Source organism: Rhodococcus sp. 852002-51564_SCH6189132-a (assembly GCF_001665495.1).
Taxonomy (GTDB): Bacteria; Actinomycetota; Actinomycetes; order Mycobacteriales; family Mycobacteriaceae; genus Rhodococcus; species Rhodococcus pyridinivorans.
Window position 1 is genome coordinate 70926 of the sequence record NZ_LZMJ01000086.1, and the last position, 26796, is coordinate 97721.

Consider the following 26796-nt stretch of genomic DNA (forward strand, 5'->3'; position numbering starts at 1 on the left):
GGGGTCTGTGGATGTAGCTTTCGGTTGAAGGCTACTGGTGGGGACGCTCGCCCGGCGCGCACCACTCCGGCGTGCCAGACTTCTCCGAGTGCGTAGCGTTCTCGTCACCGGAGCCCGTGGCCAGCTCGGCCGTCATCTCGTGAACCGCGGCACCGCGGCGGGGATACCGATCCGCGGTGTCGGATCGTCCGAGGTGGACATCACCGATCCACAGGCCGTGGCCGCCGCGGTCGAACCGGGATCCGTGGTGATCAACGCCGCCGCGTACACCGCCGTCGACGCGGCCGAGACCGACGAGGACCGGGCCGCTGTGGTGAACGGCACGGGCCCGGGCGTGTTGGCCGCCGTCTGTGCCGACAAAGGTGCCCGTCTCGTCCATGTCTCCACCGACTACGTCTTCGCCGGCGACGCGACCGAGCCCTACTGCGTGGACGCGCCGACCGGCCCGCGCACGGCGTACGGCCGCACCAAACTCGCCGGTGAACGGGCGGTGCTGGAGGTGCTTCCCACCGCGCACGTCGTGCGCACCGCCTGGGTGTACACCGGCGACGGCAACGACTTCGTCGCGACCATGCGGCGGCTCGAGGGCGAGCGGGAGACCCTGCGCGTCGTCGACGACCAACGCGGTTGCCCCACCTACGCGCGCGACCTGGCCGACGGACTGATCGAACTCGCCGAGCACGGTGACCGGATCCCCGGTGGGATTCTGCATGCCACGAACGCCGGAGAAGCGACGTGGTTCGACCTCGCCCGGGCGGTCTTCGAGGAGATCGGCGCCGACCCGGAGCGGGTGCAACCCTGTGGCAGCGACGAGTTCGTCCGCCCCGCGCCGCGGCCGGCCTATTCGGTGCTCGACGACAGTGCCTGGATCGGTGCCGGCCTGACGCGCTTCCGTCCGTGGCGGGAGGCACTGCACGAGGCGATCGCCGGTAGCGGAACCGTGCCGCCCGCGCGATGACGTGGGAGGAAACGGCCCGTGAGGTGTCGCACACCGTCGAGGTCGCTAAGGTGACCGGCGTGGATTCGACGCTGGCCGTGGTGACGGTGACCTATTCGCCCGGTGAGCACCTCGAGAACTTTCTCACCTCGCTCACCTCCGCGACCGTTCTGCCGACGCAGGTGATCCTGGCCGACAACGGTTCGATCGACGGTGCTCCCGAGGCCGCCGACGCGGCACACCAGAACGTGCGACTGCTCCGGACCGGGGGAAACATCGGATACGGCGGGGCGATCAATCGCGCGGTCGCCGAGATCGACCCGTCCGCGGAGTTCGTGATCGTCGCGAACCCGGACGTCCGGTGGCACCCCGGTTCGATCGACGAACTGCTCGAGGCGGCGCGTCGCTGGCCGCGAGCCGGCTCGCTCGGGCCGCTGATCCACGAACCCGACGGAAGCGTCTACCCCTCGGCACGCACCGTCCCCACCCTCGCCTCCGGTGCCGGTCACGCGCTGCTCGGCACCGTCTGGCCGGCCAATCCGTGGACGCGTCGCTACCGGCAGGAGAACGAGGAGATCAGCGAACGCCCCGTGGGCTGGCTGTCCGGATCGTGCCTGCTGCTACGGCGAGCGGCCTTCGATTCGATCGACGGCTTCGATTCGCGGTACTTCATGTACATGGAGGACGTGGACCTGGGCGACCGGCTCGGACGAGCGGGCTGGCTCAACGTGTACGTGCCGTCCGCGGTGGTCACGCACGCCAAGGGCCACGCGGCCGGACGGCATCCCGAACTGATGCTTCCGGCACATCATGAGAGTGCCTACCGCTTCCAGGCGGACCGTCACCCCCACGGGTGGCAGGCACCGCTGCGGTGGGCTCTGCGGGCCGGGCTCGCGGTGCGATCGCGAGTGGCGGTCGCAGCGGCCGTGCGGGAGCGTCGGAACGGGAGGACCGACCGGAACATTCGGGTCGGCACGACAGTGAACAGGGGAGACGATGACGAGTGAGTCGGCACCGCACACCGATGCGGTGATTCTGGTCGGCGGACAGGGCACGCGGCTACGCCCGTTGACGCTGTCGGCACCCAAGCCGATGCTGCCCACCGCGGGGGTGCCTTTCCTCACCCATCTGCTCGCACGGATCCGTGAGGCAGGCATCAAACACGTCGTCCTCGGCACCTCGTTCAAGGCCGAGGTCTTCGAGCAGCACTTCGCCGACGGTTCCGACTTCGGTCTCGAGATCGAGTACGTCACCGAGACCGAGCCGCTCGGCACCGGCGGCGGTATCCGCAACGTGCTGCCGAGGCTGCGCGCCGACAACGTGATGGTCTTCAACGGCGACGTGCTCGGTGGCACCGATCTCGGTGCGGTGCTCGACACCCACGTGCGGACCGAGGCGGACGTGACCCTGCACCTGGTGCGGGTGAGCGATCCGCGTGCCTTCGGCTGTGTGCCGACCGACGAGGACGGCCGGGTGACCGCCTTCCTCGAGAAGACTCAGGATCCGCCGACCGATCAGATCAACGCCGGTTGCTACGTCTTCCGCCGCGAGATCATCGAGCAGATCCCCGAAGGCCGTCCGGTGTCGGTGGAGCGCGAGGTGTTCCCGGCGCTGCTGACCGAGGGCAAGAAGGTGTTCGGGCACGTCGACGCGGCCTATTGGCGCGACATGGGCACCCCGGAGGATTTCGTCCGCGGCTCGGCCGATCTGGTCCGCGGTATCGCTCCGTCCCCGGCGCTCCCGCCGCAGCGCGGCGAGTCGCTCGTGCATCCGGGTGCCTCCGTGGCCCCGGGCGCCCTGCTCATCGGGGGCACGGTCGTCGGCCGCGGCGCCGAGATCGGTGCGGGTGCCCGCCTGGACGGCGCGGTGATCTTCGACGGTGCGCGGGTCGAGGCCGGTGCGGTGGTCGAACGGAGCATCATCGGTTTCGGTGTACGGGTCGGTCCGCGGGCCTTGATCCGCGACGGTGTGATCGGTGACGGCGCCGATATCGGTGCGCGATGCGAGCTGCTGCGCGGTGCCCGGGTGTGGCCGGGAGTGAAGATCCCCGACGGCGGTATCCGGTTCAGTACCGACGTGTGAGTCGAGAGGTCGAAGTGGGTTTCGAAAGATACGTGGCCCTCGGTGATTCGTTCACCGAGGGAGTCGGCGACCCGGATCCGGCGCGTGCCAACGGGCTGCGCGGTTGGGCCGATCTCGTCGCCGGTGAGCTGGCGCGGCACTCGGAGAGCTTCGCGTACGCGAACCTCGCCATCCGGGGCCGGTTGCTGCGACCGATCATCGACGAGCAGCTCGAGACCGCCGTGGCGATGCGTCCCGATCTCGTGACGATCTATGCCGGCGGCAACGACCTCATGCGTCCGAAGCTCGACCTCGACACGCTTGCGGCGGAATACGACGAGGCGATCGGCAAGCTCGCCGCGACCGGCGCCCGCATCCTGATGTGGACGGCCTACGACGGCAGCTGGGCGCCGGTCTTCGGGATGCTGCGCGGCCGCTGGGCCGTGTACAACGAACTCGTCCGGACGATCGCCGATCGACACGGGGCGACCATCGTCGACTTCTGGCGGTTCGACGAGTACCGCGATCTGCGCATGTGGGACTTCGACCGGCTGCATATGTCCGCGGCCGGCCACCACAACATGGCGATCCGCGTGCTCGATCTGCTGGGCGTCGCACACGGTCTCGGACCGGTGGAGTTCGACGAGGCACCCGTCCTCACACGGGCCCAGGAACGCGCCGCGGACCGCGCGTGGATGCGCGAGTTCCTCGTCCCCTGGGTGGGCCGGCGGCTGCGCGGAGTATCCTCCGGCGACGGCATCACCCCGAAATACCCCGACCTCGGCCCTGTCCGGTTCTGACCTCACGGCCCGGTTCCGACCTCACGCTCGTCCCGGCAACCCACCGGGACGAGCGTGGTCGTCTCAGGCCCGTCGGGCCGCGTCGTCTCAGGCCCGTCGGGCCGCGGCGAGCCGGACCATGTGCGCGATGGTCTCGTGCTCGGCCTCCGGCGGAAGCGCGTCGACGGGCCACCACTGCAGGTCGGTGGATTCGTCGCTGCGCACCGGCCGGGCACCGACGGGTGCGGTCACCAGGAACCGCAGGTCGAGGTGACGGGTGGGCACGCCGAGGGAGCACGTGATCGGATGCGTGTGCGCCGACAGCAGTTCCGGATCGATCACCAGATCGGCGATGCCGGATTCCTCGGTGGCCTCGCGCAGGGCCGCGTCGACGACCGTGTCGTCCGACGGCTCGCAGTGACCGCCGAGCTGGATCCACCGCCCCACCCGCGGATGCAGGGTGAGCAACACGTTGCGGTGGTCGGCGTCGAGCACGATCGACGACGCCGTGATGTGGCCGGGCACGTGTTCGCGCAGGCACCCGTCGGGCGCCGAATCGAGGAACGCCAGCATCGTATGCCGCAGCGATTCGGCGTCTTCCGAGTCGGTGCGCCAGGCGGTGAGCCGGTCGATCGCCGAGGCGTGCAGGGAACGCGCCGACACGACTACAGCTCCACGAGGGCGTCGCCCGGGTCCGCGGGTTCGCGCGGTTCCGGCTCGGTGAGCGGGTAACCGACGGCGACCGCCCCGAGCGGCGACCACTCGGCGGGAAGACCGAGTTCCTCGCGGACCACCTCGGGAGCGAAGATCGTCGAACCGATCCAGCAGCTGCCGAGCCCGCGGGTGGCCAGGGACACGAGCAGGCCCTGCACCGCGGCGCCGGCGGCGACGGTGAACATCGTCGACTCGGCCGCGGTGCGACGGGCATCCGGATAGTGGTGTGCGCCGTCGGGCACCCAGAAGGGGACGATCACCTCGGGTGCGTCGTAGAGGATCGCGCCGCGGGAGATCCGGCGTTCGACGGCCACCGGGTCGAGTCCGTCGCCGTGGAGATCCTCGGCCCACCTGTCGCGCATGCGGTCGAGGAGCCGGCGGCGCACCTGCTCGGTGCGCACCCACACGAACCGGACCGGACGGGTGTGATGAGGTGCGGGTGCGGTGAGGGCCTCGGCGACCGCCTCGCGCAGATCCTCGGGATCGACGGGCTCGGAGGCGAACTGCCGCACCGACCGGCGCAGCAGCAGCGCCTCGCGCCGACCGCGTTCGAGAGCCTCCTCGGTGCCGAGCCAGAACAGGTCGTCCTCGCCGCTGCGGATCAGGGCGCGGGCGGTGGATCCGTCGTCGGGCAGGCCGAGTCCGCGTACCACGGCGACGGGCACACCGCCGAGCTTGCCCTTGACCAGATCGCCTGCGGCGGCGATCTCGTCGGCGACCGCCACGGACGTCACCTGCAGTTCGTTGCCCTGCGAGTCGTGGGAGCCGGCGTAGCCGTGCAGGACTGGAAGCCCGGACGAGCCGATCGCGGCGTCGGTCTGGCCGTTGCGCCAGGCGCGGCCCATGGTGTCGGTGACCACCACGGCGACCCGGACGCCGAGCAGCGCACCGATCCGTTCGCGGAGCGCCGCTGCGCTCGCATCGGGGTTCTCGGGCAGCAGCGCGAGTTCGGCGCTGTCGACATTGGATCCGTCGATGCCGGAGGCTGCCTGCACGATGCCGAGCTTGTTCTCGGTGATGAGGGTGCGGCCCTTGCGTGCCAGCACGCGCACCGCTTCCTGGTTCACCAGGCGCCGGCGGAGCGCGTCGCGGGCGTCGGGATCGGTGGGCGCGGCCACGATCCGTCCCTCGACCTTCGAGACCACTTTGCTGGTGACGACGAGGACGTCCCCGTCGGCCAGCCACGGTGCGGCCTGCGCGACGGCTGCGGCCAGGTCGTCGCCGGGCCGGAATTCGGGAAGCCCGGCGACGGGCAGGATCTCGATCGGGCCGCCCGGCGCGTGGTCGCGCACTGCAGGGTCGGCGACGGCGTCCGGCATCACAGGGTCACTCCGGCGAGGTCGAGGGCGGCGCGGGCCATCTCGGCCGTCGCGTCGGTGTCGGTCATGAGCAGGGGAACGGATCGGACCTCGACGCCTGGCACCTCGGCGTTGTCGGTCGAGTGCACGAGCCAGCCGTCGAGAATGCCTGTGCCCGAGCGGGCGCCGTAGTACCGGCCGACCGCCTCGGCGGTGGTCTCCACTCCGATGACGTCCAGGCACGCATCGGCCATGCCGCGCAGGGGCTTGCCGTCGATGACGGGGGACAGGCCGACGACCTTCGCCGACGTGGTGCGCAGCGCCCCACGGATACCGGGGATCGCGAGGATCGCTCCGACGCTCACGACGGGGTTCGACGGGGCCAGGACGACGGCGTCGGCGTTCTCGATCGCCTCGAGCACACCGGGAGCGGGCTCTGCCTCTTCTGCGCCGATGTGGGCGAAGCTGTGGGTGGGCACCTGGGCGCGGTGGCGGACCCACCATTCCTCGAAGTGCACGGCCCGCTGTTCACCGTCCTCGGGATCGGTGATGACGACGTGGGTCTCGCTGCGGTCGTCGGAGACCGGCAGCAGGGTCACACCCGGCTTCCACCGCGTGCACAGTGCTTCGGTGATCGCGGAGAGCGGATAGCCGGTCCGCAGCATCTGCGTCCGGATGAGGTGGGTGGCGATGTCGCGGTCGCCGAGACCGAACCAGTCGGGGATCGCCCCGTAGGCGGCGAGTTCCTCCTTGGCGTTCCAAGTCTCACCGGCGCGGCCCCAGCCGCGTTCGGTGTCGATCCCACCGCCGAGGGTGTACATGCAGGTGTCGAGATCCGGACAGATCCTCAGGCCGTGCATCCACACGTCGTCGCCGACGTTGACGATCGCGGTGATGCGGTGTGCCGCGTCCGGATTCGGCTCCACGCCCGGAGAAATATCGAGAAGCCGGCGCAAACCTGAGAGAAAACGCGCCCCACCGACACCTCCGACCAATACAGTCACATTCACGGCCCAAGCCTAAGCGGTGCGTCGCCTACCCGGTCGCGCACCGTCCGAAACGCGTTTCGGCAAAGCGGCCGATGATATGTGAACAACGCCGCTCCGCTTGACCGCGACACACCCGAAGTGTCTAATCACATACATGTCATTCGATAATCGAATTCGAGATCCCTTGCGGTGAACCCGCATTCGAACGAGTATTCGAAGGATGGCAGCGGGTTGATCCCCGGTCATGATTCGGCGCTGCAGGTGAGGAGGGACAATGGCCGGCGAGCGCGACAGCTTCGAGCTCACTCGAAGCGATACTGCAGTCGAGGCTGTCTGTGACTACCCGGACGTCGGGGTGCCCGTCCTGAGTTTGATCTCGGGATTCGGTGACCCAGCGGACGGCGAGGAGCAGTGGCAGGAGCGTGCGCTCTGTGCGCAGACCGATCCGGAGGCATTCTTCCCCGAGAAGGGTGGCTCCACCAGAGAGGCCAAGCGCATCTGCATGGGGTGTGAGGTCCGGGACGAATGTCTCGAATACGCTCTCGCTCACGACGAGCGGTTCGGTATCTGGGGCGGGCTCTCCGAGAGGGAACGCCGTCGCCTCAAGCGCGGAATAGTCTGACGAGGAGTTCGGCCCGGTACGGGGAGTGCGGGACCGAGTGAAACACCGAATCGGATGACGAAGGCCGGGTTGCGGCCGTGGGGGACGAGCAACCCGGCCTTCGTCATGTATCCGGAACGTTTCTCAGTCCTCGTCGTCCTCGTCGAGTGTCGGATCCACCACTTCCGGTTCGACACCGAGATAGGTGGCCACCTGGTGCACGAGGACGTCGTGCACCAGATCCGTCAGATCGTCCGGATCCTTCGCGCGCACCTCGAGAGGTCGGCGAAACAACACGATCCGCGCCCGGGTGGCAGCGCCTCGTCGATCGATCCCCGCCGGCACGAGCCGGGACAGCGGCACCGGCCCGTCGGCAACCACCTCGTCCGGCCAGTTGACCGAGTCGGGGTCGCGTGCCCGGATCTTCGGGACCTCGTCGACGGCAATGTCGAGCTTGGTGAGGCGGTCGTGCCAGCGCGCGTCGATCGGCGCGAACGCCCCCAATACGAGCAGGTCGAATTTCTCTGCGCGTGTCTTCCACGCCGGCAGGCTCTGCGGGAACAGGGGACCGCGGATTCCCCTGCCGCGGCGTGCCACGGCACGGGACGACACAGGGCGGGAACGTCGTGCGCGGACCATGCCATGGACACTACGACACGAAAATCGCTCCACCCTTTCGGTGTGTCCGAATAGTCCTGGCGCGTCCGGCGCGCTACGCTCCCAGTCGTGAGAACACTGCGTCGATGCTGCCGGCCTGGGTGCAAGAACCCTGCTGTTGCGACGCTGACCTACGTGTACTCGGACTCCACTGCCGTTGTCGGTCCCCTGGCGACCGTCGCGGAACCGCACTCGTGGGATCTCTGCGAGATGCACGGTTCGCGCATCACGGCACCCAAGGGCTGGGAACTCGTCCGATACGAGGGAGCGTTCTCGTCGGCCACCCCCGACGAGGACGATCTGACCGCCCTCGCCGAGGCCGTACGCGAGGCCGGCCTGGGGGAGCGTTCCCGTTCCGACGCGAGCGACGACGACGCCGAGCAACCCCAACGGGCCGTCGTGCCTCCCACCGCACGCACCGGCCGACGCGGTCACCTGCGTGTTCTTCCCGATCCCACGTCCTGAGCCGTTCGCACTAGGCTGAGCGAGTGCGATGGCGCGGAGGACGGTATCGCACGAGTCGAGTTCAGGAGCTAATACAGTGGCGAGAGCTGCCGAGTCGGTGTCAGCAGTCATCAAGGCCTACGACGTACGGGGTGTCGTCGGAGAGCAGATCGACGAAGAGTTCGTCCGCGAGGTCGGAGCGTCGTTCGCACGCCTGTTGCGCAGTGAGGGCAGCGCGGACCGTGTGGTGATCGGGCACGACATGCGCGCCTCGTCCCCCTCGCTCTCGCAGGCCTTCGCCGACGGGGTCACCGCCCAGGGACTCGACGTGGTGCTGATCGGCCTCGCATCCACCGACCAGCTCTACTTCGCGTCGGGCCTGCTCGACGCACCCGGCGCGATGTTCACGGCCAGCCACAATCCCGCGAAGTACAACGGCATCAAGCTCTGCCGTGCCGGTGCCAAGCCCGTCGGTCAGGACACCGGTCTGGCGCAGATCTCCGCCGACCTCGTCGAGGGGGTGCCCGCCTACGACGGCGAGCGCGGCAACATCACCGAGCAGGACGTCCTCGAGGACTACGCCTCGTTCGTCCGCGGCCTGGTCGATCTCGCGGAGATGCGTCCGCTGAAGGTGGCGGTCGACGCCGGCAACGGCATGGGAGGCCACACCGTCCCCGCCGTCTTCGGTGCCCTGCCCGTCGATCTCGTGCCGCTGTACTTCGAACTCGACGGCACCTTCCCGAACCACGAGGCCAACCCCCTCGACCCCGCCAACCTCGTCGACCTCCAGCGTCTGGTCGTCGAGTCCGGTGCCGACGTGGGCCTGGCCTTCGACGGCGACGCCGACCGCTGCTTCGTCGTCGACGAGCGCGGCGAGCCGGTCACCCCGTCCGCGGTCACGGCGCTCGTCGCCGCCCGCGAACTCGCCAAGGAACCCGGCTCGACGATCATCCACAACCTCATCACCTCGCGCGTGGTGCCCGAACTCGTCGCCGAGCAGGGCGGCAAGCCGGTGCGCACCCGGGTCGGGCATTCGTTCATCAAGCAGCAGATGGCCGAGACCGGTGCCGTCTTCGGCGGGGAACACTCGGCGCACTACTACTTCCGCGACTTCTGGGGTGCCGACTCCGGCATGCTCGCGGCGCTGCACGTCCTCGCCGCACTCGCCTCGCAGGACGGTCCGCTCTCCGAGCTGATGAGCTCCTACAACCGGTACGCGGCGTCGGGCGAGATCAACTCGACGGTCGCCGATGCTGCCGAGCGCACCGAGGCCGTCGTCGCGGCGTTCGAGGACCGCGCGGTATCGATCGACCGGCTCGACGGTGTCACCGTCGACCTGCCCGACAACGCATGGTTCAACCTGCGCGCGTCCAACACCGAGCCGTTGCTGCGGCTCAACGTGGAGGCCCGCACGGACGGTGAGGTCGAGGCATTGGTGAAGGAGATCCTTTCCGTCGTTCGTGCGTAGGCGGAGGGACAACGGGAATAATCGAAGTGCCGGGACAGGTCGTGCCGGTGTCGGTTCGGCGGAGCACCGATCTCGGGTCGGTGGCCCCACCGGGCCCTGTCAGCCGGCCCGCCGAGGTCGCGGCGGCGGAAGGAAGGTGATGCGGTCGTGACGGCACCCTCACCGCTGTTCGACTTCGACGATGCGGGCGGTGTTCTCGCCGCCGATGTCGACGGCATCCTCAGGAGCGCGGCCCTCGGCGGCGCCCAGATCCGCGCGGTCGCCGCGGCGGTCGACGAAGGTCTGCTCGGCCGGCTCACCGACATGCACCCCCGCAGTGTGGTCTTCGTCGGCACCGACGCCCGCGCCCGCTCGGCCGCGGAACTGGTCGTCGCGATGTTCGGTGGGCAGGCCGGTGTACCGCTGATCTCCGCGCCGACCACACCGCCGTGGGTCGGCGCGCTCGATGTCGTGGTGGTCTCGGGAAACGACGCCGGCGATCCAGAGCTGGCGCGCAGCATCGACGCCGGACTGCGTCGCAGCGCTGAGGTCGTCGTCGACGCCCCCGACGAAGGTCCGGTGCGGGCGGTCTCGGCCGGTCGCGCGATGTTGTTGCCGCCGCGCGTCCGGGTCCAGACCCGGTACGTGCTCGCCCGGCACGTCGCGGTGTTCTGTGCGGTGCTCGGCGTGTTGCAGCGCGCCGTCCGGATCACCGGTGTCCCTCCGCTCGCCGAGGTCGCCGACACGGCCGACGAGGAAGCGGCGCGCAATCATCCGGCGAACGAGGTCTTCCACAATCCCGCAAAGTCGCTCGCGGTGCGCATGCAGTCGCGTCGCGTGGCGTTCGCGGGAGACTCCGCCGCGACGACGGTGCTCGCACGGCACGCGTCGGAGGCCCTGCTCCAGGAGGCGGGTGTGGTCGCCGGCGCTGCGGCACTGAGCGACGTGCTGGTCGCGCGCGACCGGCTCACGAATGTGGTCACCGCGAGCGGTGAGAACTACGACCCGTTCTTCCACGACGAGGAGCTGGACGGACCGGCGCCGATCGCACCGGCACGGGTGTTCGTGCTCAGCACCGACCCCGACCGCTCGGCGGCGCAGCGCAGGACGGCGGCACTTCCGGATGTGGAATTGATGTCCGTGATCGGAGAATTCGAATCGAGCACGGTTCCGACCGTGCTGGAACAGGTGGCAGTGTTGACCGTCCGCACAGAGATGGCGGCCGCATATCTCGGATTGGCAGGGGGGAGATAGTGCACCGACTCGAAGGTGCGGTGCGCTCGTACGCCTGGGGATCGCGGACCGCGATCGCCACCCTGCGTGGCCGCAATGTGCCGTCCCATCATCCCGAGGCCGAGTTGTGGCTCGGTGCGCACCCGGCCGATCCCGCCAGGCTGGTGGATCCGGACGGCGACGAGCACTCGCTGCTCGACGTGTTGTCGGCCGATCCGCAGCGACACCTCGGTGATCGCACGGTGGGGGCGTTCGGTCCCCGCCTGCCCTTCCTGCTCAAGCTACTGGCGGCGGAGGAGCCGCTGTCGCTGCAGGCGCATCCCAGCGCCGGCCAGGCGGCCGAGGGCTTCGCTCGTGAGGAAGCACTCGGCATCCCGATCGACTCGCCCGTCCGCAACTACAAGGACGCCAGCCACAAGCCCGAACTCGTGGTGGCGCTGACCCGGTTCGAGGCCCTGGCCGGCTTCCGTGACCCGAAACGGACCGTGGAGCTGTTCGAGGCGCTGGCCGTGCCGGAACTCGACCCCTATGTGGGACTGCTCGCGGGCCAACCCGATTCGAGCGGTCTGCGGGCGCTGTTCACCACCTGGATCACGTTGCCCCCGCCCGCTCTCGCAGCGTTGCTGCCGCGTGTGCTCGACGGTTGCGTCACCTATCTCGCGGCCGGACGGGACGGCGAACGCGATTTCGTTCCGGAGGTACGCACGGCCCTGCAGCTGGCGGACTTCTATCCCGGCGACGCCGGAGTGCTCGCCTCGCTGCTGCTCAACCGCATCACCCTGCAGCCGGGCGAGGGCCTGTACCTCGACGCGGGAAATCTGCACGCCTACCTGCACGGCATGGGTGTCGAGGTCATGGCGAACTCCGACAACGTGCTGCGCGGTGGTCTCACCCCGAAGCACGTGGACGTGCCCGAACTGCTGCGGGTGCTCGACTTCGGTGCGGCCTCGGTGCCGATTCTCGAAGCCGTGCCGGAGGCCTCGGCGGAGACCGGGTCGGGGCAGAGTCCGATCGAACGCCGCTACCGCACCCCGGCACCGGAGTTCGCGTTGTCCCGCATCGATCTCGGCGCGGGCGACGCCCTCGGGGTCGGTGCCGACGGACCACAGATCCTGCTGTGCACCGCAGGCGATGCCCGCGTCGAGTGCGACGGCGAGTCGGTGACGCTGAGGCCCGGCGACTCGGCGTGGTTGTCGGCGTGCGACCGGAATCCGACCGTCCACGGTTGTGCCGCGGACACCCAGGTCTTCCGGGCCCGGCTCGGGGAGATACCGGGATCGGCGACCGACGAGTCCTGAAGCAGAGTCCCGGTAGGGACGGAATCGAACCGAAGGCGAGCCCGCACGGGCTCGCCTTCGTCGTTTCCGGATGCATCTTCGTGAGGTTTACAAAATCGGCTATATGTCTAGACCTAGGACGAACAGTGGCCTAGAGTCAAGATATGAGTGGTGTGCGTCACCGTGCGGTGGCGTGCCCGGCGCCATCAACGGTGATGAAGGAGACCCGACATGAGTACGGCATCCGCGGATTCGGTGGATCGACCCGACCTTCAGTGGCGCGACCGGAAACGCCATCTGTGGCTTCTGGGGCTGGTGCCCCCGACGGCGCTGTTCGTCGCCGCCGCCCTGGTGTGGGGCGGTAACGAACTCGGTCTGCAGAGCGTCACCCCGGTCCTGTGGTGGATAGGCCCCCTGCTGGTCTACGTCCTCGTCCCGCTGCTCGACCTGTTCGTCGGCCCCGACGGCGAGAACCCACCCGACGAGTTGTTCGAGCAACTCGAGAACGACCGCTTCTACCGCTACTGCACCTACCTCTACTTGCCCTTCCAGTTCGCGTCGCTGGTCTTCGCCTGCTACCTCTGGTCGGCCGGCGACCTGTCCTGGCTCGGCATCGACGGCGGGCTCGGCGTGATGTCGAAGATCGGACTCGCGATCTCGGTCGGCGTGGTCGCGGGCATCGGTATCAACACGGCACACGAACTCGGCCACAAGAAGATCGAATTCGAACGGCGACTGTCGAAGTGGGCGCTCGCCCCGTCGTTCTACGGGCACTTCTACATCGAGCACAATCGCGGCCACCACGTGCGGGTCGCCACCCCGGAGGATCCGGCCTCTGCCCGGTTCGGGGAGAGCTTCTGGCGATTCCTGCCCCGCAGCGTCGTCGGCAGCCTGCGGTCGGCGTGGCGCCTCGAACGGGCCCGCCTCGAACGGCTCGACAAGCCGGTGTGGAGCGTGCACAACGACGTCCTCAACGCGTGGGCGATCTCCGTCGCGCTGTACGCGGTGCTCCTCGGTGTCTTCGGTCTGTCGATCGCGCCGTATCTCGTGATCCAGGCGGTGTTCGGGTTCTCGTTGCTCGAGGCCGTGAACTATCTCGAGCACTACGGTCTGCTGCGGCAGAAGACCGCGAAGGGGCGCTACGAGCGCTGCTCGCCCGCGCACAGCTGGAACAGTGACCACCTGGTGACGAACATCTTCCTGTACCACCTGCAGCGGCACAGCGACCATCACGCCAACCCCACGCGGCGCTACCAGACCCTGCGCAGCATGGAGATCTCACCGCAACTGCCCGCGGGTTACGCGACGATGATCACCCTCGCCTACATCCCGCCGCTGTGGCGCAAGGTCATGGACCACCGCGTGCTCGACCACTACGACGGCGACATCACCCGCGTCAACATCGAACCGCGTCGACGCGAGAAGATCCTGACCCGCTACGGAGCATCGGATCCCACTACTGCGGAAGGGGAGTGATCGTGGCGTCCTACCGCTGTCCCGTCTGTGAGTTCGTGTACGACGAGACCGCCGGCGTTCCCCGTGAGGGCTTTCCGGCCGGCACCCCGTGGTCCGACGTGCCCGACGACTGGCCGTGTCCCGACTGCGGAGTCCGGGAGAAGACCGATTTCGAGGAGTACACCCAGTGAGTGCCGACTACCGTCTGTTCCGTTGTCTCGTCTGCGGATTCGAATACGACGAGGCCCAAGGGTGGCCCGACGAGGGCATCGGACCCGGCACCCGGTGGGAGGACATCCCCGACGACTGGTCGTGCCCGGACTGCGGCGCCGCCAAGGCCGACTTCGAGATGGTCGAGATCGTCCGCCGGTGAACCGCTGCACGGGGGATCACTACCCGTCTTGCTTTGACGAGCACATCCGTGCGTGAGAGCGTTCCCACCATGCCGAACGCGCGGGTTCCCTTCCACGAGGCAAGTCGGGTGCTGCTGCGCTCGACGATCCTCGACGCCATGCGCGAGCTGCTACACGAACGCGACTGGTCGGCCGTCACCATGAGCGACGTCGCCCGAGCCGCCGGTATCAGCCGGCAGACCCTGTACAAGGAGTTCTCCTCCCGGCAGGGGCTCGCCCAGGGATATGCGCTGCGTCTGGTCGACGAGTTCGTCGATGCGGTGGCCGATTCGGTGTACGCCCACGTCGGCGACGCGCGGGCCGCGCTCGTGGACGGATTCACCTTCTTCTTCGAGGCGTCCGCCGCCGACCCCCTGGTGCAGTCGCTGCTGAGCGGGGAGGCCAAACCCGACCTGCTGCGGTTGATCACCACCGACGCCGCCCCCATCCTCGAGCGGGGCGCGGGTCGCCTCACGGAGACCTTCCACCACAGCTGGATCGCGGCGTCCGAATCCGACGCGGGGATCCTCGCGCGCGCTGTCGTGCGGGTCGCGCTGAGCTTCGTCTCGATGCCCCCGGCCTCGGGGCGTGATGTCGCCGCCGACCTCGCCGATCTGCTCGTGCCGTTCGTCGAACGGGCCGCCATACGCGGTTGACGTCCGGGCGTCGTACAGGAAGGTGCGGCGGACGGATCCCGTCGGGGGACGATCTGCCGGGCCTCTTCTTGCGCAGGTTGTATAGCCTGGAACCAACATCGTCTGCCGACAGGAAGAGGCATCTGCACGTGTCTGACACCACGCTCGTAGCCGACCGGGTCAACGGTCTCGATTTCAAGGTCGCCGATCTGTCCCTCGCCGAGTTCGGGCGCAAGGAGATCCGGCTCGCCGAACACGAGATGCCGGGCCTGATGGCGCTGCGTCGCGAGTACGCGGAGGTGCAGCCGCTGAAGGGCGCACGGATCTCCGGCTCGCTGCACATGACGGTCCAGACCGCTGTGCTCATCGAAACGCTCGTCTCCCTCGGCGCGCAGGTGCGCTGGGCGTCATGCAACATCTTCTCCACCCAGGACCACGCCGCCGCGGCCGTCGTCGTCGGCCCGCACGGCACCCCCGAGGAGCCCAAGGGCGTCCCGGTGTTCGCCTGGAAGGGCGAGACCCTCGAAGAGTACTGGTGGGCGGCCGAGCAGATGCTCACCTGGCCCGGCGAACCCGCCAACATGATCCTCGACGACGGCGGCGACGCCACGATGCTCGTGCTCAAGGGCGCCCAGTTCGAGAAGGCCGGCGTCGTCCCGCCGAGCGACGAAGAGCAGGACTCCGCAGAATACAAGGTCTTCCTCGAGCTGCTGCGCCGCTCGCTCGCGGCCGACTCGAAGAAGTGGACCACCGTCGCCGAGTCCGTCAAGGGCGTCACGGAGGAGACCACCACGGGCGTCCTGCGCCTGTACCAGCTCTCCGCGGCCGGCGAGCTCGCGTTCCCCGCGATCAACGTCAACGACTCGGTCACCAAGAGCAAGTTCGACAACAAGTACGGCACCCGGCACTCGCTGCTCGACGGCATCAACCGCGGCACCGACGTCCTCATCGGCGGCAAGGCCGCGCTCGTGTGCGGTTACGGCGACGTCGGCAAGGGCTGCGCCGAGGCCCTGCGCGGCCAGGGCGCACGCGTCTCGGTCACCGAGGTCGACCCGATCAACGCCCTGCAGGCCATGATGGACGGCTACGACGTCGTGACGGTCGAGGACTTCATCGGCCAGGCCGACATCGTCATCACCGCCACGGGCAACAAGGACATCATCACCTTCGAGCACATGAAGGCGATGAAGCACCAGGCCATCCTCGGCAACATCGGCCACTTCGACAACGAGATCGACATGGCCGGCCTCGAGCGGGCCGCCGACGTCACGCGGATCAACATCAAGCCGCAGGTCGACGAGTTCACCTTCGCCGACGGCCATTCGATCATCGTCCTGTCGGAGGGCCGCCTGCTCAACCTGGGCAACGCCACGGGCCACCCCTCCTTCGTGATGAGCAACTCGTTCGCCAACCAGGTGATCGCCCAGATCGAGCTGTGGACCAAGCCCGACCAGTACGACAACGAGGTCTACCGCCTGCCCAAGCACCTCGACGAGAAGGTCGCGAAGATCCACGTCGAGGCACTCGGCGGACAGATCACGAAGCTGACCAAGGAGCAGGCCGAGTACATCGGCGTCGACGTCGAGGGCCCGTACAAGCCCGAGCACTACCGCTACTGATCCCGGCAACTCGACGGGAACGCAGAGCGCATGAGTGATCGGAAATCACAGGGCACATGGGTGATCTGATCGTCGTCGAGGGTCTCGATGGGGCCGGCAAGCGGACCTTGTCCGCCGGTCTCGTCGAGACCTGGCGCGAGGCCGGACGGAAGGTCGCGACGCTGGCCTTCCCGCGGTACGGGCAGTCGATCCACGCCGATCTGGGCGCGGAGGCGTTGCGCGGGCAGCACGGCGACACCGCCTCGAGCGTCGAGGCGATGGCGTTGCTGTGGGCGCTCGACCGTCGCGATGCTGCCGACGAGCTGCGGAAGCTGCTCGCCGACAACGATATCGTGCTGCTCGACCGGTACGTCGCGTCCAACGCCGCGTACACCGCGGCGCGCCGGAACCAGGATGCGACCGGCCCGGCGGTGGAGTGGATCCGCCGTCTCGAGTTCGAACGGTTCGGGCTTCCGGTGCCCGATCTGCAGGTGCTGCTCCGCGTTCCGGTCGCCCTCGCCGCCGAGCGTGCCCGTAACCGCGCCGCGACCGAGGTCGACCGCGATCGCGACGCCTACGAGCGCGATGCCGGTCTGCAGGAGCGCACCGGCGCGGTCTACGACGGGCTCGCGCAGCAGCAGTGGATGTCTCCGTGGGAGGTCGCAGGCCCGCAGACCTCCCCGCGACAACTCGCCGTTGACATCTCAAATCTGCTTCACGACGCTCGAGGGGTGACACGATAGAGGCTATGAAGCCGAGGATTCTGGTAGTCGACGACGACACCGCGCTGGCCGAGATGCTCACGATCGTGCTGCGCGGCGAGGGATTCGAACCGTTCGTGGTGGGGGACGGCACTCAGGCGCTGGGTGCCGTGCGCGAGATCCGGCCCGACCTCGTCCTGCTCGATCTCATGCTCCCCGGCATGAACGGCATCGACGTGTGCCGTGTGCTCCGCGCGGATTCCGGTGTGCCGATCGTGATGCTCACCGCCAAGTCCGACACCGTCGACGTCGTGCTCGGCCTCGAATCGGGCGCCGACGACTACATCGTCAAGCCGTTCAAGCCGAAGGAGCTCGTCGCACGCGTGCGGGCCCGGCTGCGTCGCACCGAGCAGGAACCGGCGGAGGTCCTGAACATCGGGGACATCACCATCGACGTCCCCGCCCACAAGGTCACCCGCGGCGACGAGGCGATCTCGCTCACGCCCCTCGAGTTCGACCTGCTCGTGGCGCTCGCACGCAAGCCGCGCCAGGTGTTCACCCGTGAGGTCCTGCTCGAGCAGGTCTGGGGCTACCGGCACGCCGCCGACACCCGGCTCGTGAACGTCCACGTCCAGCGTCTGCGCGCGAAGGTCGAGAAGGATCCCGAGAATCCCGAGGCGGTGCTCACGGTGCGGGGGGTCGGCTACAAGGCCGGACCGCCGTGATTCGAACCTACCGGCTTCGGCGGCGTATCACGCGTAGGACGCTGCCGCTGGTGAGGTGGTCGCGGTCGATGAGCAGCCGACTCGCGCACACCTGGCGACGATCCCTGCAGCTCCGGGTCGTGACCTCGACCCTCACGCTGTCGCTGATCGTCATGTTCGTGCTCGGAGTGGTACTCACGAGCCAGATCACCGACCGACTGCTCGAAGTGAAGATCGACGCGGCGACCGAGGAGATGGATCGCTCGCGCGCACTCGTCGAGGGACAACTCGCGGGCGCCGACGACTCCGGCTCGCTCGCGGTCCGCCTCGACGGTGCCGCGGCGATCCTCACCAGCCGTGGCAGCGACGGGGGACAGGACACCGGCGTCGCCGGAACCTTCGACCCCGTCCTGATCGTTCCCGGCGACGGTCCGCGGGCCCCCACCTCGAGCGGGCCCGCCGACCAGATCCCGCAGAACCTGCGTGCCTTCGTCCAGAACGGGCAGATCGCGTACCAGTTCGCGACGGTCGCCGATCCCGACGGCTACACCGGGCCGGCCCTGATCATGGGCAGCCCCACCGACTCCGACATCTCGACACTCGAGCTGTATCTCGTCTTCCCGCTCGGCGGTGAGGAACGCACCCTCGCCCTCGTCCGCGGCACCCTGCTCGTCGGTGCCGTGGTCCTGCTCGTGCTGCTGGCCGCGATCTCGATGATCGTCGCGCGGCAGGTCGTGCTGCCCATCCGGTCGGCCTCCCGGATCGCCGTGCGCTTCGCCGACGGACGGCTCAAGGAACGCATGCCGGTCCGTGGTGAGGACGACATGGCGCGCCTGGCGATGTCGTTCAACGAGATGGCCGAGAGCCTGTCGCGGCAGATCACCCAGCTCGAGGAGTACGGCAACCTGCAGAAACGGTTCACCTCCGATGTGAGCCACGAACTGCGCACCCCGCTCACGACCGTCCGTATGGCCGCCGACCTCATCCACGACGGCAGCGACGAGCTCGACCCCGTCCTCAAGCGGTCCTCCGAACTGCTCGTCGCCGAACTCGACCGCTTCGAGAGCCTCCTCAACGATCTGCTCGAGATCAGCCGGCACGACGCGGGTGTCGCCGAACTCGCCTCCGAACGACTCGATCTGCGGATGTGCGCGCGTGCCGCCGTCTCGACCGTGCGGCACCTCGCCCGCGAGACCGCCACCGAGCTCATCGTCGACCTTCCGGACGAGTCCGTCGAGGCCGACGTCGATCCGCGCCGCGTCGAACGCATCCTGCGCAACCTGCTCGCCAACGCGATCGATCACGGCGAGGGCAAACCCATCCTGCTGCGGTTGCGCGCCGACGACGCGGCCGCGGCCTTCGTCGTGCGCGATCAGGGCGTGGGCCTGCGACCGGGGGAGGAGAAACTCGTCTTCAACCGGTTCTGGCGCTCCGATCCGTCGCGGGTCCGGCGCTCCGGCGGCACCGGCCTCGGTCTCGCGATCAGCGTCGAGGACGCCAACCTGCACAACGGCAAGCTCGAAGCGTGGGGCGAACCGGGACGAGGTGCCAGCTTCCGGCTCACCCTCCCGCGCGAACGCGGACGTAAGGTGGGTCGCAGCCCCCTGCCTCTCGTGCCCAGCGCCGCGAAGGCCGTGCAGGGCAAGCCCCCGCCGGGTGACGACACCCCGGAGCGGCCTTCGACGGGAGAGATCCCGACCGACCCTGCGAGCACATCGTCCGAAGGAGCCAATACATGAGCCGCTCGACTCCGCGTGCAGCGGGCGTGCTCGTCGTACTCCTGACCGTGGCCGGACTCGTGCTGTCGGGATGCGCCACGCTGCCGGATTCGTCGTCACCGCAGGCCATCGGAACCCTTGAACGCGGCCCCGCGACCACCGAGGTCGCCGCTCCCGTGCCCGGTCGCGAACCCGACCTGCTCCTGCGCGACTTCCTGCAGGCGAGCACGGATCCGACCAACCGCCACCGCGCGGCCCGGCAGTTCCTCACCCCCACGATGTCCGAGTCCTGGGACGACGCGGCGAGCGCGACGATCGTCGACAAGGTCGACGTCCTCGTCGAGGAACGCGACGGCGACAGCGCCACCTACGTGGTGCGGGCCAGCACCGTCGGCTACCTCGAGGAGGGCGGCATCTACCGTCCCGCCGACGGGGAGTTCGAGGCGCGGTTCTCCCTGGTCCGCACGGACGGGGAGTGGCGCATCGACCGGTTGCCGGCCGGCGTCATCATGGACCGCCCGCGCTTCCTCAACACCTATCAGCGCCGCTCGCTGTACTTCCTCGACCCGACCGGCACCGCCGTCGTCCCCGACCCGCGCTGGATCACGGGTACCCCCGAACAGACGGCGTCGCAGTTGATCGGGTTGCTCGTCGAAGGGCCGAAAGAGGTCCTCGCGCCTGCGGTCAAGAATCTCCTCGAGGACGTCACCGTCATCGGCTCGGTGACGAAGGCGGACGGCCGCACGACCGACGTCGGCGTCGGACTCGGCGGTATCCGCATCGACTTCCAGGGGGTCGGCTCGATGGGCCGGCAGGATCGCGAACTGCTCGCCGCGCAGGTGATCTGGACCCTCGCCAACGCAGACATCAGCGGCCCGTACCAGCTCCTCGCCGACGGCCAGCCCCTCGACGAACGGTTCCCGAACGGGTGGACCACCGCCGACGTGGCATCGATGAACCCCCTTGCCGCATCGAGCGTGACGGTGGGCCTGCACGCGCTGCTCGACGGGACGCTGGTGAGCGTCGCCGAGACCGGCGTGACACCGGTCCGCAGCTTCTTCGGCATGTCCGACGATCTGCAGTCCGTCGCCTTGTCGCTGGACGGGGAACTCGTCGCCGCCGTCGAGAACACCGGGAAACCGGCACCGGAGCCGGCCGTGCAGCTGATGGTCGGTGCCTACAGCGAAGGCGCTGCCGAACCCGCGGTCGACGGGGAGTCGATCACCCGGCCGTCCTGGTCACCGAACAACAACTCGGTGTGGGCCGTCGTCAACGGCACGGCGGTAGTGCGTGCGGTGCGCGAGCCCGGCACGGGGCGGGTCACCGTGGTCGGCGTCGAAGCGGGTGCGATCCGTGCCCTCGGGGGCCGCATCACCGAGCTGCGCCTGTCGCGCGACGGTGTCCGCGCCGCCCTGATCATCGACGGACGGGTCTTCGTCGCGACGGTCGTACCGACCACGACCGGCGAGTACTCGCTCGCCAACCCGCGCGAGATCGGCTTCGGCCTCGGCGGTCCCGCGCTCGCCTTGGACTGGAGCACGGCCGACACGATCGTCGTCTCCCGAGCGTCGGCCGACGTGCCCGTCGTGCAGGTCGCGGTGGACGGCTCACGCATCGACGCACTGCCGAGCCGCAATCTCACGCCCCCGGTGGTGGCGGTCGAGGCGTCCACGGCGAGCGAGTTCGTCGCGGATTCCCGGACGGTCTTCCAGCTCAACAACCGCGACCCCGCCGGCGACCGGTACTGGCGGGAGGTACCCGGACTGGCCGGGATGGCGGCGATCCCGGTTCTTCCCGGCTAGAGCGTGCCGACGGTGACGCCCAGGCGTCGGTGACTTCGGGCACACTCCCGGTGTGCTCACCGCCTTTCTCGATCTCGTCCTGCCCGCCCGGTGCGGTGGGTGCGCCGCTCCCGGAGCGAGCTGGTGCCGGGCGTGCGCACGCGAGCTCTCCGATCACCCCGTGGCCGTCGCGCCGCGCGTCGACCCCGGGACCCCGGTGTGGAGCCTGGGCCCGTACACCGGCCCCAGGCGCCGCGCGGTGATCGTCGCGAAGGAGCGTGCCCGCCGGGATCTCGCCGAGCCGCTCGGGCTCGCGTGGGCCGTCGCGATCGCGCGGCTGCGCCGATGGAGCGAGCTGCCCGAGGGTCCCTTGATCGTGACGCCCGCCCCCACCCGGACGCGTGCGGCGCGGGCACGCGGAGGCGATCCCGTCACGCGTGCCGCCCGGGCCGCCGCGACCCACGACCGTCGCCTCCACGTGCATCCGATCCTGAGTGTGGCGGCCGGGGTGCGTGATTCGGTGGGGCTCTCGGCAGCCGACAGGCAGCGCAACCTCGCCGGCCGTGTCGGGGTGCGCGCCGACGGTCTGCCGCGCACGATCCCGGTCCTCGTCGTCGACGACGTGCTCACCACCGGAACCACCGCGCGCGAGTCGGTGCGGGCACTCCGACGCGCCGGATTCGACCCTCTCGGAGTGCTCGTGATCGCCCACGCGTGAGCCCGCGGACGGGCCCGGAAAGTACCTCACCGAGTGACCGGAAGGCGACGCGATGGGAAATCGCGCGGGAACGGTGGCACACCTCCGCGTTACGTACTACCGTCGCCATCAGACCCGGAAACAACAAGGTAGACGGGTGGAAACGCCTGTTCTTCCGATTCCGGGTGAGCGCGCTCTCGCGCTCATACATCATGCCGGCGCGCGGGCTGCGCCGGCCGTAACTCGGGAGGTACGCGTGACGACCCCTTCGAAGTCCAGAGGTTCCGTTGCAGAGGCCGATGCAGCCACGGAAGGCCCACGTGCCGACGTTGTCGTGAAAGGACGCAACGTCGAGGTCCCCGATCACTTCCGGATCTACGTCTCCGAGAAACTCGCTCGGCTCGAACGTTTCGATCCGACGATCTTCATCTTCGACGTCGAGTTGCAACACGAACGCAACAGGCGTCAGAGGAAGAGTTGTCAGCGGGTCGAGATCACTGCCCGCGGAAAGGGACCTGTCGTACGCGCCGAGGCCAGTGCCGACAGCTTCTACGCTGCCTTCGAGTCTGTGATCAGCAAGCTCGAATCGCGCCTGCGACGGACGAAGGAGCGCCGCAAGGTCTCCTACGGTGAGAAGACGCCCGTGTCCGTGGCGGAAGCCACCGCGGCCCTCGCCCAGGATGACGAGCTCGCGATCTCGCCCGACCTGTCGCTCGGCGACAGCGAGAAGGAGCCTCAGGACGGTCCCGGTCGCATCGTCCGGACGAAGGAACACAACGCTGCGCCGATGACCGTCGACGACGCCCTCTACGAGATGGAACTCGTCGGTCACGACTTCTACCTGTTCCACGACAAGGAGACGGACAAGCCGTCCGTGGTCTACCGGCGACACGCCTTCGACTACGGTCTGATCAGGCTCGTGTGACACTGCCGGGAGTGACCGAAGGCACCTCGCCATCGCGGTCACTCCCGCGCAGCGCCTACCATGGAATCCGGCCGGGGTCCGACAAGGCCTCGGCCGGATTTCTTGTCCGTGCAGGTACCCGAGATTGAGGACGAACACACCAGTGCTGTCGCTGACGAAGCTGCTCCGGATCGGTGAAGGTCGCATGGTCAAGCGGCTCAAGCACATCGCCGAGCATGTCGATTCCCTCTCCCCGGACTTCGAGGCCCTGACCGACGCCGAGCTCCGGGCCAAGACGGACGAGTTCCGGAGCCGCTACCAGGACGGCGAGACGCTCGACGATCTGCTTCCGGAAGCCTTCGCGACCGCCCGGGAGGCGTCCTTCCGTGTGCTCGGCCAGAAGCACTATCTCGTCCAGATCATGGGTGGCGCGGCGCTGCACTTCGGCAACATCTCCGAGATGAAGACCGGTGAGGGCAAGACCCTCACCTGCGTGCTGCCGGCCTACCTCAACGCGATCTCCGGCGACGGCGTCCACGTCGTCACCGTGAACGACTACCTCGCCAAGCGCGACGCCGAGTGGATGGGCCGCGTGCACCGTTCCCTCGGACTCGAGACCGACGTGATCCTGTCCGGCATGACCCCGGCCCAGCGCCGCGCGGCCTACTCCGCGGACATCACCTACGGCACCAACAACGAGTTCGGTTTCGACTACCTGCGCGACAACATGACGCACTCGCTCGACGATCTCGTCCAGCGTGGCCACAACTTCGCGATCGTCGACGAGGTCGATTCGATCCTCATCGACGAGGCCCGGACCCCGCTCATCATCTCGGGTCCCGCCGACGCGTCGAGCAAGTGGTACTCCGAGTTCGCGCGCATCGCCAAGCTGCTCAAGCCCGAGGTGCACTACGAGATCGACATCCGCAAGCGGACCGTCGGTGTGCACGAGGCCGGCGTCGAGTTCGTCGAGGACCAGCTCGGCATCGACAACCTGTACGAGGCGGCCAACTCGCCGCTGGTGAGCTACCTCAACAACGCCATCAAGGCCAAGGAGCTCTACGCCAAGGACAAGGACTACATCGTCCGCAACGGCGAGGTCGTCATCGTCGACGAGTTCACCGGCCGCGTCCTGTCGGGCCGCCGCTACAACGAGGGCATGCACCAGGCGATCGAGGCAAAGGAAGGCGTCGAGATCAAGGCCGAGAACCAGACGCTCGCCACGATCACGCTGCAGAACTACTTCCGCCTGTACGACAAGCTGTCGGGCATGACCGGTACGGCCGAGACCGAGGCCGCCGAGCTCCACCAGATCTACAGCCTGGGTGTCATCCCGATCCCGACCAACCGCCCGATGGTGCGCGTCGACCAGGGCGATCTGATCTACAAGACCGAGGAAGCGAAGTTCGCGGCCGTCGTCGACGACGTCGTCGAGCGTCACGAGAAGGGCCAGCCGGTCCTCATCGGTACGACGAGCGTCGAGCGGTCGGAATACCTGTCGCGGCAGTTCACCAAGCGCGGTGTGCCGCACAGCGTGCTCAACGCGAAGTTCCACGAGCAGGAAGCGCAGATCATCGCGCAGGCCGGCCGGTCCGGCGCGGTGACGGTCGCGACGAACATGGCCGGTCGCGGTACCGACGTCGTGCTCGGCGGCAACCCCGACATCCTCGCCGACATCGAGCTGCGCAAGCGCGGCCTCGACCCGGTCAACACGCCGGACGAGTACGAGGCGGCCTGGGACGAGACCCTCGAGCGGATCAAGGCCGAGTCGAAGGCCGACGCCGAGAAGGTGCGAGCGGCCGGTGGCCTGTATGTGCTCGGCACCGAACGGCACGAGTCGCGTCGTATCGACAACCAGCTCCGTGGCCGTTCCGGTCGTCAGGGCGATCCGGGCGAGTCACGGTTCTACCTCTCGCTCGGCGACGAGTTGATGCGACGCTTCAACGGCGCCGCGCTCGAGTCGATCATGACGCGACTGAACCTGCCCGACGACGTGCCGATCGAGGCGAAGATGGTCTCCAAGGCCATCAAGAGCGCGCAGACGCAGGTCGAGCAGCAGAACTTCGAGATCCGCAAGAACGTCCTCAAGTACGACGAGGTGATGAACCAGCAGCGCACCGTCATCTACGAGGAGCGTCGCCGGATCCTGCGCGGCGAGGACCTCGAGGGTCAGGTGCAGCACATGCTCACCGACGTGATCACCGCCTACGTCGACGGTGCGACCGCCGAGGGCTACGTCGAGGACTGGGATCTCGAGCAGCTGTGGACGGCGCTCAAGACCCTCTACCCGGTGGGTGTCGACCACAAGACGCTCGTCGCCGAGAACGAGGACCTCGACCGCAACGGTCTGCTCGAGGTCCTTCTCGAGGACGCCCGCGCCGCCTACGCACGTCGCGAGGCCGAACTCGAGGCCATTGCCGGTGAGAACGCGATGCGCGAACTCGAGCGTCGCGTGCTGTTGTCGGTTCTCGACCGCAAGTGGCGCGAGCACCTCTACGAGATGGACTACCTCAAGGAGGGCATCGGCCTGCGCGCGATGGCGCAGCGTGATCCGCTCGTCGAGTACCAGCGCGAGGGCTTCGACATGTTCACCGCGATGCTCGAGGGCCTGAAGGAGGAATCGGTCGGATTCCTGTTCAACCTCCAGGTCGAGGCCGCGCAACAGCAGCAGTCCGCGGGTGTGGCGGTCACGCCGGCCTCTGCGGCGGCCGCCGCGCAGGCGGCCCCGAGCCTCGCCAAGGCTGCTCCCGCCCGACCCGCACAGCCGGCCCCGGCGGCACAACAGGCACAGCCGGCCCCGGCGGCACACCAGGCACAGCCGGCTCCGGCGGCGCAGGCGGAGCCCGCACCGGCCGCGCTGCGGGCCAAGGGTCTCGACGAGACCGAGCGGCGTCTGACCTACACCGGTCCCGACGAGGACGGCCGCGCCCACATCGCGCGTACGACCGCCGGTTCCGACGCGGGCTCCGCGCCCAGGCAGGCGGGCACCCGCAAGGAGCGTCGTGCCGCGGCCCGGCGCGATGCGAAGACCAACCGACGACGCTGAACGCGCTGAGTCGAAGACTCACGTAGGCGTTGAGTCGAAGACTCACGTAGGCGCTGAGTCGAGGACTCACGATCACCCCACGACCCTGTGGCTCACCCGAGCCACAGGGTCGTGATCGTCCAGCGGTGCGGAGCACGAGGACGGGGACGCTTGCGCACCATCCGGCCGGCGAAGGCGAACACCCGGTCCCCGCGACCGTAGCTGCCGAACAGTTCCACGGTGTCGGCGTCGACGGGACGCACCCGCGTCCGCAGCAGTATCGCGGTGCTGCGTCCGGCACGCGGAGGCCGGCCCGCGGTGATCGTCGCGACGAGACGCGGATCGAGGACCGTGGTGGACTGCACCGCGGGACGGCGGCCGTCGACGACCTCGAGGACCAGGCGCACCGCCGTCTCCGCGACCCGCACGACACCCGGATCGAGCACGATCGCGGGTCGGTCGCTCGGCCCTGTGGCCGGACCTTCGATGCTCGGGCCCTCGGCCGGACGTCCGGTTCCGTCGCGGCGGAGCGTGGCGCGTCCCGAGCGTCCGTCGTGCGGCGTGGGCCGACGGGCGACGTGGCTGCGGGGACGGTGGCAGCTCTCCTCGACCGGAGGTTCGAGGCGGGTGAGGCGGCGCACGTAGCGCCCGGTGTGATGCGACATGGGCTCTCCCGAAGGGCATGAGAACGGATCGTCACGGTGACACCGTGACGGCGGATCGGTTCGGGAGAGGACGAACCGCGCACA

The 26796-nt window shown here is 68.7% G+C and carries 26 protein-coding genes; 21 read left to right on the forward strand and 5 right to left on the reverse strand.

The window, feature by feature from the left end; translation table 11 throughout:
- Positions 1–88: 88 nt before the first annotated feature.
- From rfbD to A5767_RS21800, 4 genes are read left to right on the forward strand one after another with little or no spacing between them, the layout of a single operon-like run.
- Positions 89–958, forward strand: coding sequence for a dTDP-4-dehydrorhamnose reductase (gene rfbD / locus A5767_RS21785; RefSeq protein WP_006550197.1), 870 nt, complete (start codon positions 89–91; stop codon positions 956–958).
- A gap of 59 nt (positions 959–1017) precedes the next feature.
- Complete coding sequence (locus A5767_RS21790) at positions 1018–1944, forward strand: glycosyltransferase family 2 protein (RefSeq protein ID WP_052227252.1); 927 nt, start codon at positions 1018–1020, stop codon at positions 1942–1944.
- Positions 1934–3019: a sugar phosphate nucleotidyltransferase gene (locus A5767_RS21795; RefSeq protein ID WP_006550199.1), complete on the forward strand. Its 1086-nt coding sequence runs from the start codon at positions 1934–1936 to the stop codon at positions 3017–3019. Before A5767_RS21790 ends, A5767_RS21795 begins: the two co-directional genes overlap by 11 nt.
- A gap of 14 nt (positions 3020–3033) precedes the next feature.
- On the forward strand, positions 3034–3798 hold the full coding sequence (locus A5767_RS21800) for an SGNH/GDSL hydrolase family protein (protein ID WP_064853130.1): 765 nt from the start codon (positions 3034–3036) through the stop codon (positions 3796–3798).
- An 87-nt stretch (positions 3799–3885) separates the two neighbouring features.
- Here the strand turns inward: A5767_RS21800 and A5767_RS21805 are convergent, their stop codons facing one another.
- Genes A5767_RS21805 through cofD form a run of 3 tightly spaced genes read right to left on the reverse strand, consistent with a single transcriptional unit; the run spans position 3886 to position 6799 of the window.
- Entirely contained in the window at positions 3886–4440 is a 555-nt protein-coding gene (locus tag A5767_RS21805) for an NUDIX hydrolase (RefSeq protein WP_006550201.1), read from the reverse strand.
- 2 nt (positions 4441–4442) lie between these two features.
- Entirely contained in the window at positions 4443–5810 is a 1368-nt protein-coding gene (locus A5767_RS21810) for a coenzyme F420-0:L-glutamate ligase (RefSeq protein ID WP_039584812.1), read from the reverse strand.
- Complete coding sequence (gene cofD, locus A5767_RS21815) at positions 5810–6799, reverse strand: 2-phospho-L-lactate transferase (RefSeq protein ID WP_072740421.1); 990 nt, start codon at positions 6797–6799, stop codon at positions 5810–5812. The genes A5767_RS21810 and cofD overlap by 1 nt, the downstream gene beginning before the upstream one ends.
- A 334-nt stretch (positions 6800–7133) precedes the next feature.
- On the opposite strand from cofD, the gene A5767_RS21820 reads away from it, so the two are divergent.
- A complete protein-coding gene (locus tag A5767_RS21820; protein WP_167414258.1) occupies positions 7134–7400 on the forward strand; it encodes a WhiB family transcriptional regulator in 267 nt (88 codons plus the stop codon).
- Between the two features lie 123 nt (positions 7401–7523).
- Here the strand turns inward: A5767_RS21820 and A5767_RS21825 are convergent, their stop codons facing one another.
- Complete coding sequence (locus A5767_RS21825) at positions 7524–8018, reverse strand: metallopeptidase family protein (RefSeq protein WP_033097091.1); 495 nt, start codon at positions 8016–8018, stop codon at positions 7524–7526.
- A gap of 87 nt (positions 8019–8105) precedes the next feature.
- Between A5767_RS21825 and A5767_RS21830 the strand changes: the two genes are divergently transcribed.
- The 16 genes from A5767_RS21830 to secA all read left to right on the forward strand — a co-directional run bounded on the left by A5767_RS21830 (position 8106) and on the right by secA (position 26068).
- The gene (locus A5767_RS21830) at positions 8106–8501 is read left to right on the forward strand and encodes a DUF3499 domain-containing protein (protein WP_170318468.1); all 396 of its coding nucleotides are present in this window, start codon (positions 8106–8108) and stop codon (positions 8499–8501) included.
- A gap of 76 nt (positions 8502–8577) precedes the next feature.
- Positions 8578–9948 carry a phosphomannomutase/phosphoglucomutase gene (locus A5767_RS21835; protein ID WP_019288507.1) on the forward strand — a complete coding sequence of 457 codons (1371 nt, stop codon included), beginning with the start codon at positions 8578–8580 and terminating at the stop codon, positions 9946–9948.
- Between the two features lie 147 nt (positions 9949–10095).
- On the forward strand, positions 10096–11181 hold the full coding sequence (locus A5767_RS21840; RefSeq protein ID WP_033097092.1) for a hypothetical protein: 1086 nt from the start codon (positions 10096–10098) through the stop codon (positions 11179–11181).
- The gene (gene manA, locus A5767_RS21845) at positions 11181–12458 is read left to right on the forward strand and encodes a mannose-6-phosphate isomerase, class I (protein ID WP_006550209.1); all 1278 of its coding nucleotides are present in this window, start codon (positions 11181–11183) and stop codon (positions 12456–12458) included. Before A5767_RS21840 ends, manA begins: the two co-directional genes overlap by 1 nt.
- A gap of 210 nt (positions 12459–12668) precedes the next feature.
- On the forward strand, positions 12669–13913 hold the full coding sequence (locus tag A5767_RS21850; protein WP_064853131.1) for an alkane 1-monooxygenase: 1245 nt from the start codon (positions 12669–12671) through the stop codon (positions 13911–13913).
- A gap of 2 nt (positions 13914–13915) precedes the next feature.
- Complete coding sequence (locus A5767_RS21855) at positions 13916–14083, forward strand: rubredoxin (RefSeq protein ID WP_006550211.1); 168 nt, start codon at positions 13916–13918, stop codon at positions 14081–14083.
- Positions 14080–14265, forward strand: coding sequence for a rubredoxin (locus A5767_RS21860; protein ID WP_039584806.1), 186 nt, complete (start codon positions 14080–14082; stop codon positions 14263–14265). Before A5767_RS21855 ends, A5767_RS21860 begins: the two co-directional genes overlap by 4 nt.
- A gap of 69 nt (positions 14266–14334) precedes the next feature.
- Positions 14335–14940: a TetR/AcrR family transcriptional regulator gene (locus tag A5767_RS21865; protein ID WP_039584805.1), complete on the forward strand. Its 606-nt coding sequence runs from the start codon at positions 14335–14337 to the stop codon at positions 14938–14940.
- Between the two features lie 128 nt (positions 14941–15068).
- Entirely contained in the window at positions 15069–16538 is a 1470-nt protein-coding gene (ahcY, locus tag A5767_RS21870) for an adenosylhomocysteinase (protein ID WP_006550214.1), read from the forward strand.
- A 56-nt stretch (positions 16539–16594) separates the two neighbouring features.
- On the forward strand, positions 16595–17260 hold the full coding sequence (locus A5767_RS21875) for a dTMP kinase (RefSeq protein ID WP_039584803.1): 666 nt from the start codon (positions 16595–16597) through the stop codon (positions 17258–17260).
- Positions 17261–17265: 5 nt separating this feature from the next.
- The gene (mtrA, locus tag A5767_RS21880) at positions 17266–17943 is read left to right on the forward strand and encodes an MtrAB system response regulator MtrA (RefSeq protein WP_024101503.1); all 678 of its coding nucleotides are present in this window, start codon (positions 17266–17268) and stop codon (positions 17941–17943) included.
- Between the two features lie 68 nt (positions 17944–18011).
- A complete protein-coding gene (gene mtrB, locus A5767_RS21885; RefSeq protein WP_019288499.1) occupies positions 18012–19661 on the forward strand; it encodes an MtrAB system histidine kinase MtrB in 1650 nt (549 codons plus the stop codon).
- Positions 19658–21442: an MtrAB system accessory lipoprotein LpqB gene (lpqB, locus tag A5767_RS21890; RefSeq protein ID WP_019288498.1), complete on the forward strand. Its 1785-nt coding sequence runs from the start codon at positions 19658–19660 to the stop codon at positions 21440–21442. Before mtrB ends, lpqB begins: the two co-directional genes overlap by 4 nt.
- 52 nt (positions 21443–21494) lie before the next feature.
- Positions 21495–22139 carry a ComF family protein gene (locus tag A5767_RS21895; protein WP_039584801.1) on the forward strand — a complete coding sequence of 215 codons (645 nt, stop codon included), beginning with the start codon at positions 21495–21497 and terminating at the stop codon, positions 22137–22139.
- Positions 22140–22374: 235 nt separating this feature from the next.
- Complete coding sequence (gene hpf, locus A5767_RS21900; protein ID WP_024101500.1) at positions 22375–23043, forward strand: ribosome hibernation-promoting factor, HPF/YfiA family; 669 nt, start codon at positions 22375–22377, stop codon at positions 23041–23043.
- Positions 23044–23227: 184 nt separating this feature from the next.
- On the forward strand, positions 23228–26068 hold the full coding sequence (secA, locus tag A5767_RS21905) for a preprotein translocase subunit SecA (RefSeq protein WP_064853145.1): 2841 nt from the start codon (positions 23228–23230) through the stop codon (positions 26066–26068).
- Positions 26069–26160: 92 nt separating this feature from the next.
- On the opposite strand, the gene A5767_RS21910 is transcribed toward secA, so the two are convergent.
- Entirely contained in the window at positions 26161–26712 is a 552-nt protein-coding gene (locus A5767_RS21910; protein ID WP_019288495.1) for an Rv3235 family protein, read from the reverse strand.
- Positions 26713–26796: the final 84 nt, after the last annotated feature.

Coding starts and splice junctions, on each gene's coding strand:
- A5767_RS21795 (WP_006550199.1), top strand. CDS start 1,934: ATGACGAGTGAGTCGGCACCGCACACCGATGCGGTGATTCTGGTCGGC.
- A5767_RS21810 (WP_039584812.1), bottom strand. CDS start 5,810: ATGCCGGACGCCGTCGCCGACCCTGCAGTGCGCGACCACGCGCCGGGC.
- A5767_RS21825 (WP_033097091.1), bottom strand. CDS start 8,018: ATGGTCCGCGCACGACGTTCCCGCCCTGTGTCGTCCCGTGCCGTGGCA.
- A5767_RS21850 (WP_064853131.1), top strand. CDS start 12,669: ATGAGTACGGCATCCGCGGATTCGGTGGATCGACCCGACCTTCAGTGG.
- A5767_RS21865 (WP_039584805.1), top strand. CDS start 14,335: ATGCCGAACGCGCGGGTTCCCTTCCACGAGGCAAGTCGGGTGCTGCTG.
- A5767_RS21875 (WP_039584803.1), top strand. CDS start 16,595: ATGGGTGATCTGATCGTCGTCGAGGGTCTCGATGGGGCCGGCAAGCGG.
- mtrA (WP_024101503.1), top strand. CDS start 17,266: ATGAAGCCGAGGATTCTGGTAGTCGACGACGACACCGCGCTGGCCGAG.
- mtrB (WP_019288499.1), top strand. CDS start 18,012: ATGAGCAGCCGACTCGCGCACACCTGGCGACGATCCCTGCAGCTCCGG.
- lpqB (WP_019288498.1), top strand. CDS start 19,658: ATGAGCCGCTCGACTCCGCGTGCAGCGGGCGTGCTCGTCGTACTCCTG.
- secA (WP_064853145.1), top strand. CDS start 23,228: ATGGTCAAGCGGCTCAAGCACATCGCCGAGCATGTCGATTCCCTCTCC.
- A5767_RS21910 (WP_019288495.1), bottom strand. CDS start 26,712: ATGTCGCATCACACCGGGCGCTACGTGCGCCGCCTCACCCGCCTCGAA.